We start from the raw sequence: 15,882 nt of genomic DNA, 5'->3' as shown, positions 1-15,882 counted from the left end.
GGCATGACGGCTTCACCACTGCACGGCCTCTATCAAAAGTCGTCGCTGGCGAACGGGTTGCGTGTGATCACGGTGCCGATGCCCCAGGTGCGCTCGGCGACGGTGGCGATCTACATCGGAACAGGGTCGCGCTATGAGAAGAGGGAAGAGGCGGGCCTCTCCCATTTCATCGAGCATATGCATTTCAAGGGGACGGAGCGCCGTCCGGAGCCGCAGCAGATATCTGAGACGATCGAGCGGGTGGGCGGCTACCTGAACGCGGACACGGGGCGGGAACTGACGACGTATTGGGCGAAGGTGCCGAAGCCCGCCTTTGAGACGACGGTTGACCTGCTGAGCGATATGCTGCTGACGCCGCTCTTCCGCGCGAAGGACATCGAGAGCGAGCGGAAGGTGATCATCGAGGAGATCAATTCGATCAACGACTCACCGCAGCAGCTGGCGGACATGCTGATAGACAGGCTCTTATGGCCCGACCAGCCGCTGGGCCGGGATCCGGGAGGAACGAAGGAGGCGGTGAGCACCGTTTCGCGAAGGCGGATGCTTGGGTACAGGAGGACGCAGTACGCCCCGAACAATGCCGTGGCCGTGGTGGCCGGGGACTTCGCGCATGAGGACGTTGTGCTCTCGCTGCAGCGTCGGTTCGGCATGTGGAAGCGGGCGAAGCCCCGGGCGTGGTTCCCGGCGGTGAACGGCAGACGGCGGCCGCAGGTGGGCGTTCGGCGCCAGAAGACGGAGCAGGCGCACCTCTGCATCTCCTACCACGGCCTTTCCGCCACGCACGAGGACCGCTACGCGCTGGACCTGCTGAACAATATCCTTGGCGACGGCATGAGCAGCAGGCTGTTCATTGACCTGCGGGAGAACCGGAGCCTGTGCTACGAGGTGTTCAGCTACGTGAGCCATTTCATGGACGACGGCGCGGTGACTATCTACGCGGGCGTTGATGCCAAGAGCATTGATGAGGCGGTGACAGGCATCCTCAAGCAAGTGGACGGCGTCATAGCGGGTGTCACCGCTGATGAGATGCACAAGGCGAAGGAGATGACCAAGGGCCGTCTGCTCTTGCAGACGGAAGATACGCGCAGCATGGCGGCGTGGCACGGCGTGCAGGAGACGCTGCGCAGCGAGATCAAGACGATGGACGAGATCGTCCGGCGCATAGATGCGGTGAGGGCGGACGATGTGCAGCGCGTGGCGAAGGGGCTATTTGCGCGGGAGCGGGCGCTGTTGGGCGTGGTGGGGCCGTACAAGGGAGAGGCGAGGTTCGCCCGGCTGCTGGAGGGATAGAGCGCGCAGCCCTCAGGAGCGGACGGTGAATTTGGGGATGCTGACTTCGGGCGTGGCATCCTCAAAGGTCACGGCGACGGGCGTGCCCACCTTCACGGTATAGGGGTCGGCGGCGAGGACGTTGGTGAGCATCTGCACCCCTTCATCGAGCCGCACATAGGCGAGGACATACGGCCCTTGCTCGCGGAAGCCGGGCGACTTGTTCTGGTGCACCACAGACATGCTGTAGACGACGCCTTTGCCAGAGGCCTTGCGCCATTCTATGTCTGCCTTGAGGCAGTGGGGGCAGATGGCCTGGGGCGGGAAGAAGTAGTTTTTGCAGCCGGCGCACCAGGGCAAAACAAGCTCGTGACGCTTGCAGGCATCCCAGTAGGGCTTGGTTTCGACGTCTGCAGTGGGCACCGGCTTCAGATAGTCGGCCATGGTGGCGCTCCAGGAGCTATCGTAGAAAAGCGGGAAGCGGGGACCTGCGTCCCCGCTTCCCAGAGCCTTCTTAGGAGATGACGGCTAATCGAGCAGGGGGATGGAGGTCCACTGCACCGATTCGGGGTTGCTCGCAAGGCCCTGCTTGCCGGCGAGTTCCCGGATGGCGAGGAGGGTCATGTTCACTTCAGGAGTGAGGAACTGCCAGGCGGGAGGCGGCGGGAACCAGTAGGGCGAGTTGATGCGAACGACTTTGCTTTCGGCGGCGTTGATGTAGATGCCGAACTTGCCGTCCTTGGGCCAGACCTCGATGCCCCACTTCTTTTTCGGCTCAGCCTTGGGCGCGGCGGCCTTAGGGGCTGCCTTCTTGGCGAGAGCCTTCTTGGGGGCAACCTTCTTGACCACGGCCTTTTTCGCGGGAGCCTTCTTGGGCGCGGCCTTTTTCGCAGGGGCCTTCTTTTTCGGCGCGACCCTCTTCACCGCGGACTTCTTGACAGCAGCTTTCTTGGCCACGGCCTTCTTTGCAACTGCCTTCTTTTTCTTCGCCTTCGGCATTGGTTCCTCCTTAGATACAGCGTCACTCGACGGTGACTGTCTTGGCTAGATTTCGAGGCTGGTCAACGTCTGCGCCCCGCCTCACGGCGATATAGTATGCCAGCAATTGCAACGGCGCGACAGTCAGCAAGGGCGACAGCAGCTCCGAAGTCTCCGGTAGAAATACCACATTTTTGACCTTCTCGCCAATTGATTCATCGCCTTTGGTTGCGAGGGCAATGAGGCAGCCTTCCCTGGCGCGCACCTCTTCTACGTTGCTCATCATCTTGTCATAAAGTCGGTCCCTAGGGGCGATGGCCAGGACTGGCATGTGCTCGTCTATAAGGGCGATGGGGCCGTGTTTCATCTCCCCGGCCTGGTAGCCTTCGGCGTGGATGTAGCTGACTTCCTTCAGTTTCAGGGCCCCTTCCATGGCGACGGGGAACTGGATGCCACGGCCCAGGATAAGGAAATTGGACTTCTTAAAGAGGTCCCGGGCGATGCTTTCGACATGCGGGGCCTGCTGGAGGACTTCGCCCAGCTGTTCGGGAAGCTTCACGAGGTGGTCTATGTGCTGGCGAACGGAGTCCTTGCCCAAGATACCGCGCGCCTCCCCAAGGGCGAGGCCCAAGAGGTAGAGGCAGGCGATAGAGCCGACGAAGGTCTTGGTGCTGGCGACCGCGATCTCTGGGCCGGCGTTGATAAGGAGGGAGTAATCGGCCTTGCGGGTGGCTTCAGAGCCGGCGACGTTGGTGATGGCGATCTGGAGGGCGCCCTTGGTCTTGGCCTCCGCCATGGCGACCAGGGTGTCTACCGTCTCCCCTGATTGGGTGACGGAGATGACGAGGGTGTTGGGGCCGAGGATGGCATCGCGGTAGCGGAACTCGGAGGCGTTTTCGACCTCGCAAGGGATGCGAGCCAGACGCTCGATCATGCGCCCGCCGATCTGGGCGGAGTGAAGGCTGGTGCCCATGCCGAGGAGGACGGCCCGATCTATAGCCCTGATCTGGGCTTGCTTGAAGGGGAAGCCGGGAAGGGCGACTTTTGAGGACTGGAAGTCTATGCGATCGCGGAGGGCTCTCATGAGCGTCTCGGGCTGTTCCATGATTTCCTTAAGCATGAAATGGCGGTAGGGGCCTTTGGCGACGGAGACAGGGTCGTGGGTGACAGGCTGTGGGTCTTTGCCGATGGCGGAGCCATCGAGCTTGAGGAAGCGAGCGGAGGAGCGCGTCAGGACGGCCATTTCGCCATCGTGGAGGTAGGCAGCCTCTTTTATCTGGGGGGCGATGGCGGCGAGATCACTGGCGAGGTACATCTCGCCCGAGGCGTAGCCGACGACGAGGCCGCCTGCGTGGCCGATGCGCACGCCGATTATCCTTCCCGGCTCCTTGGTGTTGATGGCGACGATGGCGTGCGCCCCGTGAAACTGCCGCGCGGCTTTGCGAACGGCCTCTTCGAAGCTATCGCCCTTGTCCATGAGACTCTGGACCAGGTGCGGGATGACCTCTGAATCGGTCTGGGACTTGAAGTGGTGGCCTTCGGCTTGGAGGCGCTCTTTAATCTCGCGGTAGTTTTCGACGATGCCGTTGTGGACGACGGCGATGTTGCCGCGATGATCCGTGTGCGGGTGGGCGTTCTCCTGGTTGGGCTTGCCGTGGGTGGCCCAGCGGGTGTGGCCGATGCCGAGGGTGCTTTGGCCGGGGTTCCCCATGACGGCGATGAGCTGACTGAGCTTCCCTTCGCCTTTGCGGATGACCAGTTCGCCGTTCGGCTCGATGACGGCGACACCCGAGCTGTCATAGCCCCGGTATTCCAGGCGCTTGAGGCCGTTCAGGATGATAGGGACGGCGAGCTTATCGCCCGCGTAACCGATAATGCCGCACATGGACTCCCCTCAAAGCCGATGTGATGCGCAGGGCGGGACTAGGAGCATGATACAGCACCCCAGCCACAATTTTGCATAGGTCAGGGCTGCTTGCCGGAAGAAAGGGGGTATGCGCCCCGATTCTCAGGAGGGAGAAGGGCCGCGATGCGCTCCATGATCATATCGGAGAGGGCTGTGACCTGGGCTTTCCCGAGGTTCCCTTCCAGTTGCGGGAGGGTGAAGGCTTGGCCGATGGTGACCTGTATCCTGTGGCGCTTGAGCAGGCTTAGAGGGGACTTGATCTTGTTGGTGCCGGTGATGGCGACGGGGAGGATCGGCGCGCCTGTCCTGATTGCCACGGCGGCAACGCCGGGTTTGGGGCGGGCCAGCCCGCTTTTGGAGCGGCTACCCTCCGGGAACATGCCGACCGCGCCATCACGGGCCAGGGTGGCGACGATTTCCTCGAGCGTGCTTTTGGCGATGCCTTCCCTGTTTACGGGAATGGCGTCGCAGCCGCGCACGATGAGGGCCGTGAGGGGGTGGCGAAAGAGCTCCACCTTCGCGACGGTCCTGACGCGCCGGGGGATCGCCGTGCCGATGACATGCGGATCGTAGTTGCTGATGTGGTTGGCGACGACGATGAGGGGGCCGCGCGGCGGGACGTTCTCCTTGCCGGTGATGCTGAAGCGGGCGAAGCAGAAGAGAAGGGTGCGGACCATTATCAGAAACGAGCGATAGTAAGGGGGCACGTAGAAGCGCTTCATGGACGGACCGCCAGGGCGCAGATGGCGTCCACGACTTGGTCAATGGAGAGTCCATCGGTGTTGAGGTGGCTGGCGTCAGAGGCGGGCTTGAGGGGGGATGTGGCGCGTTCGCTATCGAGCCTATCGCGGCGTTTGAGGTCGTCCAGGACGGCTTGATAGTCCACGCGCTCGCCGCGCCGGCGGCGCTCCTCGAAGCGACGCCGGGCGCGCTCTTCGGCGGAGGCGACGAGGTAGAACTTGAGCGGCGCATCCGGGAGGACGACGGTGCCGATATCGCGGCCGATCATGACGATGCGGCCGGCCTTCGCCATCCGGCGCTGCTTTTCGACCATGGCCTTTCGCACGCCGGGAACGGCGGAGACTTGGGAGACGGCGCGGTCTACGGCGGGGGCGACAAGGGCTTTAGTGATATCACGGCCATCGAGATAAACATGAGGCGGCGCTCCATCCGGGCCGATCTCGCCCAGGCGCAGGGGCAGTGTTTCGGCGACGCGGGCCAATGCCGCCGCATCCTCCAGGGATACTTCGCGCTCCAGCGCCGCGAGGGTGACGGAGCGGTACATGACGCCGGTATCCAGGAATCGGTAGCCGAGGCGGGCGGCGACGCGCAGGCCGACGGTGGATTTACCGGAGGCGACGGGGCCGTCTATGGCGATGACGGAGAGGGACGATGTAGCGGCCTGGCGAGGGGGAGACATCGCAGAGAATTATAGCGGAGGGCGCGGCACCATATCAGGCTGGGGCGCCACGCCCCGCTCCTCCGCCGGATAGCGGCAAGGGCTACCGATTCAGCCAGACACGCTCCATGCGATGGAACGAGCTGGCCAAGAAGGGCCGCTCCAGCTCGATATCCTCGAGATGCGCCGCCGCCGCCCAGACGACGGAGACGCTGATGAGGGGCGAGACCCAGAGCCGATCATACATCGCGCGCTGGAGCTGCTCCAAGAGCCCCTTGCGTTGCGCCGGGTCAACGGTGGTTTCTTGGGCTGCGATGAGACGTGTCACGTCCGGGTCTTCCCACTTGCTGTAGTTACGGGCGGCGCCTGGAGCGATCATCAAAAGGAGGAGGCCGTTAGGATCGTCCTCTACGGCACCGGAAGGACTCAGATAGAGTTGGAAATTGTTCTGAGAGACGGCTTGGTTTAGGGCGGCCGAAGCCTGGAGCTGGAGACGGATCTTGACGCCCGCGTTTATGAGGACGTTTGCAAGCGCTTCGCCTAGATCGGCATACGTGGGAGTGACCGCCAGGAGGTCAAAGGTCGTACCGGCGAGGTCAACACCCGCCGCGGCGAAGAGCGCCCGGGCCTCTTGCATGTCCGCGCTCTTTGGCTCGCGGAAGCCGGGAACCTTGAGTATCTCCTCTTTAGGCAGGCCCCATTGACCGCCCTGTTCCGGGCCGAGGAGATAGCCCGGCGGGTAAAAGCCGGAGTTATCGCGATAGAGCTTGTTCAACTGCACACGGTCAATGATCATGCTGAGCGCCTTCCGGACGCGCGCATCATTAGAGGGGGCCTTGTTGCTGAATTGCAGATTGGCTACGTTCGGGCTTGCGAAGGCGACTTTTACGTTCGGCACGTCTCGCTTGACCTCATTGATCTGATCTACGATGAGGTCGGTGCCGTAACCGCAGGCGCAGTTGATATTGCCGGAGCGGAATGCGGCCAGGGTCGCGAGCTGGTCCTGGATGAAGAAGATCTGAATGCGGTCGGCGAAGGGAAGCTGCTGGCCGGCGGCGTTCTTCTTGAAGTAGGCGGGATTGCGTTCCATCTCTCGGGAGATGCCGCGCTTCCACTCTTTCACCTTATACGGCCCGGTCCCCGCGGGGTTCTGCGCCCAATCGGCCGCTTTCTCCGGGAATGGGATGTGGGCTGGATACATGAGGATGTAGGGCGCTGCGAGTCCTCCGAGGAAGGAGGCGCTCACCTGCTTGAGATCCAGGCGGAGGGTCGCTTCGTCAACGGCGACGACCCGCGTGAGGGCCGAGAGGCGCGACTGGTTGAAGCTGAGCTGGGGGTCAGTTCCGAACGCCGCACGGTCAAGGCTGTATTTCGCATCCGCGGCGGTGAACAGCTTGCCATCCGTCCAGGTGACGCCCCGCCGCAGAGCAAGGGTCAGCACACGACCGCCATCGGAGTATTCCCACCGCTCCGCCAGGTCAGGCTCGACGATACGCGGCGTCTTGGAGTTGAGGTGTATGAGATTGTTCAGCGCATTTTGGAGCCATATCACTGCAGCAGCGCCGGATGTGTTGTTACTATCGGAGGTGTCCAGAAGTGAAGTTGTTGAGACGCGCATGGTAAGAGTGCCGCCGTATTTCGCCAGCCGTGGTGTAGGCGTCGGCACAGAGGTAGGCGTCGGCGATGGGACGGGAGTGGGCGTTGAGGCCACGGCGGGCGACTGGGTGGGTGCGATGGCAGCCGTCCGGGCTGGCTGGCTGGGAGTCTGGGTTGGCGATGTGGTTGGCTGGGGCTCGTCACCGCCACAAGCAGCCACAATCAGGGTGAGAAGAATGAAGAGTCCCGCGGCAACTGTAAGTGTCTTTAGCTTCAATCCCATTGCCTCCTCCTCCAACTATCCTGCAGCTATGAGCACTTCGCTGAGTAGCCACGTTATATACCTGGTTGAAGCACAAGTCAACACTACCCGCTTTTCGTCATTCCAGAGAAGTTTTGCTGTCGCTGTGCAAGAAAATGTCGCCGAGGAGGCCAGCAAGAACGAATTGCCTTCGACCCAGCCTTCAATGCTACCCGTGGGGCGTGGTCCCGATGAGCCTTCGATTGACGAGGTCGTTGAATGCCGGCGCGGAAAGGCCGAGGAGATCCCGATAGGTCCAGGCGTTCTCCTGACCCAGCTCGCATGGAGCGCGGACGGTCCGTGAGGGCGCGGGCGAGGTTTTCCAGTAGTAGCCGGGGTAGAGGTGTGAGCCGGTATCGCGGTGGCGAAGCGGGAGGAGGAAGCCGCGTTCCTTGATGTGTGCGCTTTCGATGACGTCACGCTCGTTCATGACGACGCCGGCCGGGATGCCGTGCTGCTGGAGCAGAGCCATCGTTTCATGGGCGTCACGGGTTGCGGTCCACGAGGCGAGGAGGCGATCGAGGGACTCGCGGCTGCGCAGTCTGCCGAAGGCGCTCTGCAGCGACGGGTCTTGCGCCCAGGCGGGATCGCCCATAGCTTGGCGAAGGTTTCGCCAATCGGCATCGTGGCGGATGGTGATGACGATCCAGCGGTCGTCGCCGCTGCAGGGGTAGCAGCCGTGGGGAGCCATCGAAGCGTGGGCGTTGCCTTGGGGCGTGCGCTCGCGGGCGTTCAGCAGAGCATCGAGGAAGCTTGGGGTGAGCAGGCTCACGACGGCATCGCTGAGGGAGACGTCTATGAGCCGGCCTTTACCGGTTTGGGCGCGCTGGGCCAAGGCAGAGATGGCACCGAGGGCGGCGGCCATGGAGCCTGCGGCATCGGCGAAGGCGACGTTGTCTTTGAACATCAGGTCCACGCCGGGATGGCCGCGCAGGGCGGTGAAGCTGGCATGAGCTTCCGCCTCCGCCCCGAGGCCACGGGCATGCTTGGCCTTTCCCGTGTGGCCGAAGGCGGCGATGCGGACGACGACGAGATCGGGCTTCACCCTGCGGAGTCGTTCAAAGGTGAGGCCGAGCGCATCTAGAGAGTCGGGGGCGAGGTTGACGATGAGAACGTCGCTGGCGCGAAGGAGGGCATCAAATGCGTCGCGGCCTTCAGGCTCGGTGAGCTCCAGCGTGACGCTGCGCTTATCTTTGCCGTGGACCTGGAAGACGACGCAGCGGTTCCAGGGCCGCTCGCCAGCCTCCCAGTTGGGGTAGGCGAAGTAGAACTCGCCTCCGGCGCGGAGGCTGTTGACGAGAGCCGGGTTTGGAGCGATGACGGGGCCGCGGCCGCCCAGGAGGTTGCGCGTGGATTCGACGCGGACGACTTCGGCGCCCCAATCGGCGAGGAGGGCGCTGGTGAAGGGGCCGGCCCAAACGGTGGTGAGCTCGACGACGCGGATGTTTCGCAAGGGGAGCGCGTAGGGTTGTGTAGACATCAGACGGCTCCCGCCTGGCGAAGGCGAGCCAGCTGGTAGGCGGAAAGCCCGAGGAGCCCAGTGTAGATTTCCTGATTGTGTTCGCCGAGGCGCGGCGCGCGGGTGTGCCGCCAGTAGCCCTTGGGCGCTTCGAAGGGCGGCGTGCAAAGGATCGAGTCCGAAAACGATGCGCTCAGAGCGCGGGCGATGTCCACCGGAGTGCGAACGGGCGCGAAGGGGACTTTGTGGCGCAGGGCGGCGTCCCAGACCTGACCACGGGTGCGCATGCTAAGCCACTGCCAGAGGGCCTCTTCTATCCGGGAGCGGCTCGCTTCGGTCTTCGCTTCGGCGGCGCTTGGGATCGGGGCGCTGGAGCCCTCGCCAAGCATGGCAAGCAGCCTGGGAAGGCGGGGGCCGCCGGCATGGATGCTGACGTAGCCATCCTTGCAGCGACGGATGCCGTGGCCGACGCGGAGTTCCCCCAAGGCGCGGCGTTTCATCATGAGTTCGCCGGTGTATTGGTAGGCGAGGAGGGCTGCGGAGCGGCGATCGGCACTGGCGAGGTAGGTCTCCATGACGGAGAGATCGAGATGAAGTGGCTGACCGCCTCCGGGCTGGACGAAGAGCACGCCGAAGAGAGGCGCGGCGATGGCGACGGCCGCGGCGGAGCCTGCGTAGAGCTCCATGACGTGCTCGGGGTATTTGTACGGCTCCCTATCCGAAGTACCGTTGCCGATGACAGGGCCGCCCATAGCTTCCAGGACGCCTTCCGTGGCGGCGTAGGAGGCGTACGGCCCCACCTGGCCGAAGGGTGTGATGGAGACGAGGATGACGGAGGGGTTCAGGGAGGAGAGACGGTGAAAGCCGAGACCGAGATCGGCCAGTCGGCCTGGGGAGAAGTCTTCGATGATGACGTGGGCCCAGCGCGCGAGGGCGGCGACGAGTGAGCGGCCTGTGGCGCTTTCCAGATCCGCAGTGATGCCGCGCTTGTTGCTATTGAGGTAGTGGAAGAGCGCTCCTGTTTCGGCATCGGGCGTGTCGCCGGGGAATGGGCCGATGGCTCGGGCAGGATCGCCGTCCGGCGGCGATTCGACCTTGATGACGGGCGCGCCAAGATCGGCGAGGAGCTTGGCGGCGTACGGCCCGGTGACGCCCCTGGTGAGATCGAGGATGCGCGCGGCTGCGAAGGGCTGCATGGTCCCCTGGCGGCGCACGGGGCTAGGTGTTGGTGTACGGGTCTACGTACTCGCGGCCGAGGATATCGCGCGCCAGCACCATTGTATGCATTTCATCGGTGCCGCCGACGATGCGGGCAGTGCGCACCCAGCGGTAGAAGCGGGCGATGGGCAGTTCCAGGGTAAGGCCGATGCCGCCCATGATCTGCATGGCGTGATCCAGGCAGTGGTGGCCCCAGCGGGCGGCGATGAGCTTGATGAGGGAGGCATCCTCGCGGAGGTCTTTTCCCTCGTCGGCATCCTTGGCGGCCTGGTAGGAGAGGGAGCGCAGGGCGAGGATATCAATGTGCATCTCCACGAGCTTGTGCTGGATGGCCTGGCGCGTGGCGATGGGCTTGCCGAAGCTGTGGCGGCGCTTGGCCCAGTCCACGCAGATATCGAAGGCGCGCTGCATCTGGCCCAGGGAGGTGCCGCCACGGATGAGGCGATAATCGGTGAGCCATTTCTGGCCGAGTTGGAAGCCGCGGCCGATGCCGCCGAGGATGTGCTTCTCCGGCACTTCGACGTTCTCCAGGAAGAGCTCGTAGGTGGCGCGCTTGGGCGTGCGGCGGTACTGCCAGGTGGGGATCTCGCGGTAGGAGATGCCGGGCGTGCCTTTCTCCACGAGGAACATGGTGATGCCGTGCTGGCGTTTGGCCCTATCCGTGACGGCGGGAAGCTGCCAGAAGTCGCAGGCGCCGGAGTAGCTGGTGAACATCTTGCGGCCGTTGATGACCCACGTATCGCCGCGCTTCACGGCATGGGTTTTCATGGAGTTCCCGGGATCGGAGCCGGAATCGGGCTCCGTCTGGGCGAAGGCGCTGAGCTTTTCGCCGCGCAGGACGGGGTAGAGGAAGCGCTCCTGCTGGTAGGCATTAGCTTCGAAGAGGCTGGGGATGATTTCGGCTTGGGGAAGGATGACGGCGGAATAGTAGAGCTCTTCGCGGACGACCAGGTTGGCGAGGTAGCCCTGGCCGCCGCCGCCGAAGTTCTTGGGGATATGGGCGTCCCACAGCCCGGACTCTTTGGCGATCTTGGTAAGGTGCGCCTCATCCTCCGGGAAGTACTCTTCGTACATGTCCAGGGGAAGGTACTTGGATTCGAGGGGCATGCACTCTTTGCGGACGACGTCCCTGGTGAGGGTCTGCAATGCCTTTACATCTTGAGGCAGGGAAAATTCCACACGTTCCTCCTACGAGACCCGCGCGTCTGCGTTGCGCGAGGGCGCAATCGTCCGGCTCACTCGCCCTTGAAGCGCGGCTCGCGCTTCTCCACGAAGGAGCGGATGCCTTCGAGGCGGTCTTCGCTCTGGAAGGCGACGCGCAAGGTGAGCGATTCGTACTGGACGAAAGAGTCGAGGTCTTGGCGCAGGCCCATATAGATGGCGCGCTTGGCCATGGCGAGGGCGATGGGCGGACCCTTGGCAAGCTGGAGGGCGATCTCGTGGGTTTTGGCTTTCAGTTCGCTGTGGGGCACGAGGATGTTGATGAGGCCGGCCTCTTTCGCCTCTTTAGCGTCGAAGATCTTCCCGAGGAAGACCATCTCGAAGACCTTGGGCAGAGGCATGATCTGCGGCAGGAGATAGCCGCCCTGGGCCTCCGGCGGGAGGCCGCGAGCGACCCAGAGGGCGCCGAAGCGGGCCTGCTCTGAGGCGATGCGGATCTGGGCCGCCGCCGCCAGGGAGAGGCCCCAGCCGACGGCAGGGCCGTTGACGGAGGCGATGACGGGCTGGGGGATCTTGCGGATGGCGAAGGTGAAGCTGTCTTCCGGGGTGCGGGGCATGAAGCGTTTGCGGAGACCGGGGACGTCTTGCGGCGTGCCTTTCATGTCCTGGCCGGAAGAGAAGCCGCGGCCGGCGCCCGTGATGACGAGGACGCGGGAGTCCAAATCTTCGCCGACTTCCAAGATAGCCTTGGGAACTTCGGCGACCATCTTGTGGCTGGCGGCGTTGAGGCGATCGGGACGGTTGAGGGTGAGGGTGGTAATGCCATTCCCATCGCGCTCAAGGAGGAGTGTTTCGTAGGTGGAATAAGCCATGTGTGCCTTTTCTATACGGTGGTATCGGCCTTGTTCGGCTAGCGCTCCACGTAGACTTGCTCCCAACGATACCAGGGGGAGAAGAGGAAGGGGAGCGAGGGGTAGTTCTTCACCCAGGGCATGTGGCCCATATAGCCGAAGCGGTAGAACTCGGGGATGATGAAGTTATCTTGCAGGATGATTTCCTGGAACTCGGCGAGGAGCTGTCTCCGGCGCGAGGTGTCCAGGGTGCGGTCCTGTTCGGTGTAAAGGGCGTCCAGCCTGGGATTGGACCATTTGCCGTAGTTCTGGCCGCCGCCGGTGAGGACCCAGAGCGAAGGGTAGTCCGAAGGGTCATCAAAGCTGATGGCCTGGGCGCGGGCGGCGAAGTCGAACTCGCCGCGAAGGAGCTTGGGCACGAGATTGGCGCGATCAACAAGGTCGAGCTTGGTCTTGAAGCCCATGGCGGCGAAGCTGCGCTCGACGATCTCGCCGTAGAGCCCATCGCCGCCCTGAGCCGCGAGGATGCTGACGGTGATATCGCCGGGGACGACGCCGGCCTGGGTAAGGAGCTGACGGGCGCGGGCGCGATCGGCTGTCTTGTCTTCCGAGAAGCCGGGCCTGGCAAGGATGTCCCTGGAGGCGAGGCCCCACTGGCCGCCGAGCTCGGGAGGCATGAGGGGGGATGCGGCGCGATCACCGAGGCCCTTGAGCCAGCCGTCAATGATTTCCTGGCGATTGATGGCGAGGGAGATAGCCTGGCGGACGGAGGGATATGACCAGGGAGCCTTTTGCGCAGGGTGCAGGAAGTAGAGGCCGATGTTTACCTTTTTGGTGACGAACCTCTGCTCGCGCTGGAGGTCTTGGTAGGAAATCTCAATGGCGCTGGTATCGAAGTTCGAAGCATCGAGACGCCCGGCGCGGAAGGCGGCGACGGAGAGGGTGGTATCGGCGATGACGGCGAACTGGATGGCATCGGCGTAGGGCAGGCCGGAGACGTGGTAGGCATCGTTGCGGACGAACTCCATCGTGGTGGCGGTGGAGCCCTTGTATTTGTATGGCCCAGTGCCGATGGGTGACTTTTTCCAGGTCTCCAACTGTTCGGGGAAGGGAATGGCCGCAGGATAGATGAGGACGCCAGCCATGCCGATGCCCTGGAGGAAGGCGTTGCTGGGAGCATTGAGCTTCACGACGATGGTGAGGTCGTCCGGGGTGTCAATAGCCTGGACGGCGGCGACGCGGGCCTGGTAGTAGGTCATAGTGGGGGCGCGCGGCTTCCAGGCACGGGTGAGGTTATAGGCGACGTCCTTTGAGGTGAGGGCGGAGCCATCGTGGAACTTCACACCCTGGCGCAGACGGAAGGTGACGGTATCGCCTGCGCTGCTGACCTGCCAGCTTTGGGCAAGGTCGCCGGTAAGGCTGAAGCCATCGCCATAGGGATCGGGCCAGACGAGGTTGTTGAGCATGGGGCCGAGGTTGTGGAGGTCCACCTGGCCGACGGTGTCATAAGTGTCCCAAGAGCGCGGGAGGTTGAGCACGCGGAGGTTCAACGTTCCGCCGCGCTTGCCATCGAGGCGCTTGGGAACCTGGGGGTTCGGCGTGGCGGTGGGGGCTTCATCGCCGCCGCAGGCGGTGATGACCAGAATGGCAACGAGCGCAAGGAGCACAAAGCCGAAGCCTCTCTTGAACAGTTTGGTCATACGCCCCTCTATGTGAACAATCGTTCATCTGCAGCGAGGTAGTTATAGCGTCACCCTTGGGATGTGTCAATGCCGGACGGCCCCGAATCTGAAGCTGGACCACTTCAGTACCTAAGGCGAACCCCCGGAGTGACGGAGAGGCACAGCCGTGCGCTATACTGCTGTACCTTCACGATGCGCACAACGTCGTCACTGCGGGGAAGGGCCATGAAGCGCCAAGCTGTTGCTATGAACGGCCATTCATCGAACGGCCGACGCGTGGAAATTTTCGAGAAGGCCGCACGGCAGTTCCGGGAGAAGAGCTATGCGGCGACGAGCATGGCGGACATCGCCGCCGTCGTCGGCATGCGGAAGGGCGGCCTGTACAACCACATCTCCAGCAAGCAGGAGATACTCGAGCACGTTGCAGGGATCGCTATTGCCTATCTGAAAAGGACGACGGGCGAGATGCAGGCGATCGGGGCGACCGACCCAGAGCGACTTATCGCTCACGGCATCAGGCGACGAGTCGAGTTTGCTTGCGAGCATGCTGATGTGATTGCCGTGCTCACGAAGGACAGACATCACCTTGCTCCTGGACAGCTCCAGGCGGTGACGACGTTGCACCGCAGGTTTCGCAGGTTGATCCGTGAGGCGATTGTCGTGGGTATCACGAGGAGGGCATTCGCGCCCACGAACCCCGGAGTCGCGACGCATTCAATCATGGGGATGACGAACTGGGTCTATGAGTGGTATGACCCCGGCGGCTCGCTGACGCCGCAGGAGCTGGGCGAGCAGCTTTCGCGGCTGTTTCTCAACGGCCTGAGGGCGCGGCGCTAGAGCAGGCGGGAGGCGCCATCCTTCAGGAGTGTTGTGGCGGTGTGATGGGCAAGGCGCGTCGGCTCTGGTAGTCGGTAGCCTTTGCCGCAGTTGAGGACCCATTCGACGGCTGTGGGCATATCTATATGGTGGCCCGGTGAGACGTAGACGGGAGAGATGCCATCGCGGGTGCGAACAGCCGAGCCGATGACCTCGCCTTTATCCATGAGCGGCGCTGTGGAGCCTTTGGCGTTGCTCAGTCTTCCATAGCGCCCCGTGAGGATGGACTCCGCGCAAACGATGGTTGGCGCATCCAGGAGCAGTCCTAGGTGGCAGGCGATGCCGAACCTTCGAGGGTGGGCAGTCCCCTGGCCGTCAACGATGATGAGGTCCGGCGTGAGCTTGAGCTGCTCGAAGGCTTTGAGGAGGATGGGTGTCTCCCGGAAGGAGAGAAATCCGGGAACGTAGGGAAAGGCGGGACGTTCGCGAGCGCTTGCGACCTCGACGACTTTCAGCCCTGGATAGGCCAGCACGACGACGACGGCACGGACTTCGCCGTCTTTGTCCACGCCGGAGACATCGGTCCCGGCGATGTGGGTGATGTGCGCGGGCAGGCGGTTGACCTTGCGCACTTTGGAAGCGAGATCGCGCTGAACGGCGACGGCCTGCTCAAGTGAGAGGTTCCAGGGATGCAGCGAGATGGAGCGCATGGAGGGGAGGATACCACGGCAGCCAGGGAGGAGCTACCGGTGACAGGAGAGGAAGTTGACGTATCTCTACTTGTTACTAACCCGTTACCGAAGCGTATCGCTTCCGCTACCGGCGGCGGCTATTCATTTCCGGGCGATGGCGGTACGTTAGGAAAGTAAAACCGACAGGGATCTACGGTATTTCAACGGCTTGCCTTATGTCGCAGGGGGCGACTTCGGTTGGCCGTAGGCGAAAGGGAAAATGGCACAGCCAGTGGAGGTAGCCCAGAGGTCGGGTGAAGGATCGCTTGGCCTGCGTTTGATAGGCGTGGCCATTGTCGTCGGAGGCCTTCTGGTCACCGCGATGGCGCTTGTTGTGCTGCCATCGCTCTCCTCTGACCTGCCCCCAGACTTTGTACCACTCGCTATGTTAGTCCGGCGGAACTGCTGAACGCCAGTCGTGGCAACATCGCCTCAGGCGCTGGCGGGCGGTAGCCGAGGGCGCTGTGGGGCCGGACCTCGTTGTAGATTCGCCTCCACTGTCCGAGGAGCACCTC

14 protein-coding genes and 1 pseudogene are annotated in these 15,882 nt (G+C 63.2%); 2 read left to right on the top strand and 13 right to left on the bottom strand.

Features of this window, described 5'->3' with window-relative positions:
* The first annotated feature begins 3 nt into the window (after nucleotides 1–3).
* Nucleotides 4–1,290 (top strand): insulinase family protein, encoded by a 1,287-nt coding sequence (locus tag FJ039_05505; protein MBM4405626.1) that lies wholly within the window; start codon nucleotides 4–6, stop codon nucleotides 1,288–1,290.
* A 12-nt stretch (nucleotides 1,291–1,302) separates the two neighbouring features.
* Here the strand turns inward: FJ039_05505 and FJ039_05500 are convergent, their stop codons facing one another.
* The 11 genes and pseudogenes from FJ039_05500 to FJ039_05450 form a co-directional block, all read right to left on the bottom strand.
* Nucleotides 1,303–1,713 carry a Zn-ribbon domain-containing OB-fold protein gene (locus FJ039_05500; GenBank protein ID MBM4405625.1) on the bottom strand — a complete coding sequence of 137 codons (411 nt, stop codon included), beginning with the start codon at nucleotides 1,711–1,713 and terminating at the stop codon, nucleotides 1,303–1,305.
* A gap of 345 nt (nucleotides 1,714–2,058) precedes the next feature.
* A pseudogene (locus tag FJ039_05495) lies at nucleotides 2,059–2,250 on the bottom strand (histone H1).
* Nucleotides 2,251–2,290: 40 nt separating this feature from the next.
* Entirely contained in the window at nucleotides 2,291–4,132 is a 1,842-nt protein-coding gene (gene glmS / locus FJ039_05490; GenBank protein ID MBM4405624.1) for a glutamine--fructose-6-phosphate transaminase (isomerizing), read from the bottom strand.
* An 80-nt stretch (nucleotides 4,133–4,212) separates the two neighbouring features.
* The gene (locus tag FJ039_05485; GenBank protein MBM4405623.1) at nucleotides 4,213–4,875 is read right to left on the bottom strand and encodes a 1-acyl-sn-glycerol-3-phosphate acyltransferase; all 663 of its coding nucleotides are present in this window, start codon (nucleotides 4,873–4,875) and stop codon (nucleotides 4,213–4,215) included.
* Nucleotides 4,872–5,573, bottom strand: a complete 702-nt coding sequence (locus FJ039_05480; protein ID MBM4405622.1) for a (d)CMP kinase — start codon at nucleotides 5,571–5,573, stop codon at nucleotides 4,872–4,874. The genes FJ039_05485 and FJ039_05480 overlap by 4 nt, the downstream gene beginning before the upstream one ends.
* A gap of 82 nt (nucleotides 5,574–5,655) precedes the next feature.
* Nucleotides 5,656–7,431 (bottom strand): ABC transporter substrate-binding protein, encoded by a 1,776-nt coding sequence (locus FJ039_05475; protein ID MBM4405621.1) that lies wholly within the window; start codon nucleotides 7,429–7,431, stop codon nucleotides 5,656–5,658.
* Nucleotides 7,432–7,618: 187 nt separating this feature from the next.
* Nucleotides 7,619–8,929 carry a CoA transferase gene (locus FJ039_05470; protein ID MBM4405620.1) on the bottom strand — a complete coding sequence of 437 codons (1,311 nt, stop codon included), beginning with the start codon at nucleotides 8,927–8,929 and terminating at the stop codon, nucleotides 7,619–7,621.
* Nucleotides 8,929–10,104 carry a hypothetical protein gene (locus FJ039_05465; protein ID MBM4405619.1) on the bottom strand — a complete coding sequence of 392 codons (1,176 nt, stop codon included), beginning with the start codon at nucleotides 10,102–10,104 and terminating at the stop codon, nucleotides 8,929–8,931. The genes FJ039_05470 and FJ039_05465 overlap by 1 nt, the downstream gene beginning before the upstream one ends.
* Nucleotides 10,105–10,126: 22 nt before the next feature.
* Complete coding sequence (locus FJ039_05460; GenBank protein ID MBM4405618.1) at nucleotides 10,127–11,305, bottom strand: acyl-CoA dehydrogenase; 1,179 nt, start codon at nucleotides 11,303–11,305, stop codon at nucleotides 10,127–10,129.
* Between the two features lie 56 nt (nucleotides 11,306–11,361).
* Nucleotides 11,362–12,159, bottom strand: coding sequence for an enoyl-CoA hydratase/isomerase family protein (locus FJ039_05455; protein ID MBM4405617.1), 798 nt, complete (start codon nucleotides 12,157–12,159; stop codon nucleotides 11,362–11,364).
* Nucleotides 12,160–12,197: 38 nt separating this feature from the next.
* Complete coding sequence (locus FJ039_05450; protein ID MBM4405616.1) at nucleotides 12,198–13,838, bottom strand: ABC transporter substrate-binding protein; 1,641 nt, start codon at nucleotides 13,836–13,838, stop codon at nucleotides 12,198–12,200.
* Between the two features lie 69 nt (nucleotides 13,839–13,907).
* On the opposite strand from FJ039_05450, the gene FJ039_05445 reads away from it, so the two are divergent.
* Nucleotides 13,908–14,657, top strand: coding sequence for a TetR/AcrR family transcriptional regulator (locus FJ039_05445; protein ID MBM4405615.1), 750 nt, complete (start codon nucleotides 13,908–13,910; stop codon nucleotides 14,655–14,657).
* Here FJ039_05445 and FJ039_05440 read toward each other — a convergent pair.
* Together FJ039_05440 and FJ039_05435 are read right to left on the bottom strand one after the other, a co-directional pair.
* Nucleotides 14,654–15,346, bottom strand: coding sequence for a deoxyribonuclease V (locus tag FJ039_05440; GenBank protein MBM4405614.1), 693 nt, complete (start codon nucleotides 15,344–15,346; stop codon nucleotides 14,654–14,656). The two genes, FJ039_05445 and FJ039_05440, sit on opposite strands and share 4 nt — an antisense overlap.
* A 404-nt stretch (nucleotides 15,347–15,750) precedes the next feature.
* A partial coding sequence (locus FJ039_05435) for a transposase (GenBank protein ID MBM4405613.1) occupies nucleotides 15,751–15,882 on the bottom strand: 132 nt, incomplete at its 5' end.

The organism is Chloroflexota bacterium, assembly GCA_016875535.1.
Taxonomy (GTDB): Bacteria; Chloroflexota; Dehalococcoidia; order SHYB01; family SHYB01; genus VGPF01.
This window is presented reverse-complemented; position numbering and strand designations above follow the sequence as displayed.

Excerpts from the sequence above, each read along its gene's own strand:
- FJ039_05505 (MBM4405626.1), top strand. The coding sequence starts at position 4 with ATGACGGCTTCACCACTGCACGGCCTCTATCAAAAGTCGTCGCTGGCG.
- FJ039_05500 (MBM4405625.1), bottom strand. The coding sequence starts at position 1,713 with ATGGCCGACTATCTGAAGCCGGTGCCCACTGCAGACGTCGAAACCAAG.
- glmS (MBM4405624.1), bottom strand. The coding sequence starts at position 4,132 with ATGTGCGGCATTATCGGTTACGCGGGCGATAAGCTCGCCGTCCCTATC.
- FJ039_05485 (MBM4405623.1), bottom strand. The coding sequence starts at position 4,875 with ATGAAGCGCTTCTACGTGCCCCCTTACTATCGCTCGTTTCTGATAATG.
- FJ039_05480 (MBM4405622.1), bottom strand. The coding sequence starts at position 5,573 with ATGTCTCCCCCTCGCCAGGCCGCTACATCGTCCCTCTCCGTCATCGCC.
- FJ039_05475 (MBM4405621.1), bottom strand. The coding sequence starts at position 7,431 with ATGGGATTGAAGCTAAAGACACTTACAGTTGCCGCGGGACTCTTCATT.
- FJ039_05470 (MBM4405620.1), bottom strand. The coding sequence starts at position 8,929 with ATGTCTACACAACCCTACGCGCTCCCCTTGCGAAACATCCGCGTCGTC.
- FJ039_05465 (MBM4405619.1), bottom strand. The coding sequence starts at position 10,104 with ATGCAGCCCTTCGCAGCCGCGCGCATCCTCGATCTCACCAGGGGCGTC.
- FJ039_05455 (MBM4405617.1), bottom strand. The coding sequence starts at position 12,159 with ATGGCTTATTCCACCTACGAAACACTCCTCCTTGAGCGCGATGGGAAT.
- FJ039_05450 (MBM4405616.1), bottom strand. The coding sequence starts at position 13,838 with ATGACCAAACTGTTCAAGAGAGGCTTCGGCTTTGTGCTCCTTGCGCTC.
- FJ039_05445 (MBM4405615.1), top strand. The coding sequence starts at position 13,908 with ATGCCGGACGGCCCCGAATCTGAAGCTGGACCACTTCAGTACCTAAGG.
- FJ039_05440 (MBM4405614.1), bottom strand. The coding sequence starts at position 15,346 with ATGCGCTCCATCTCGCTGCATCCCTGGAACCTCTCACTTGAGCAGGCC.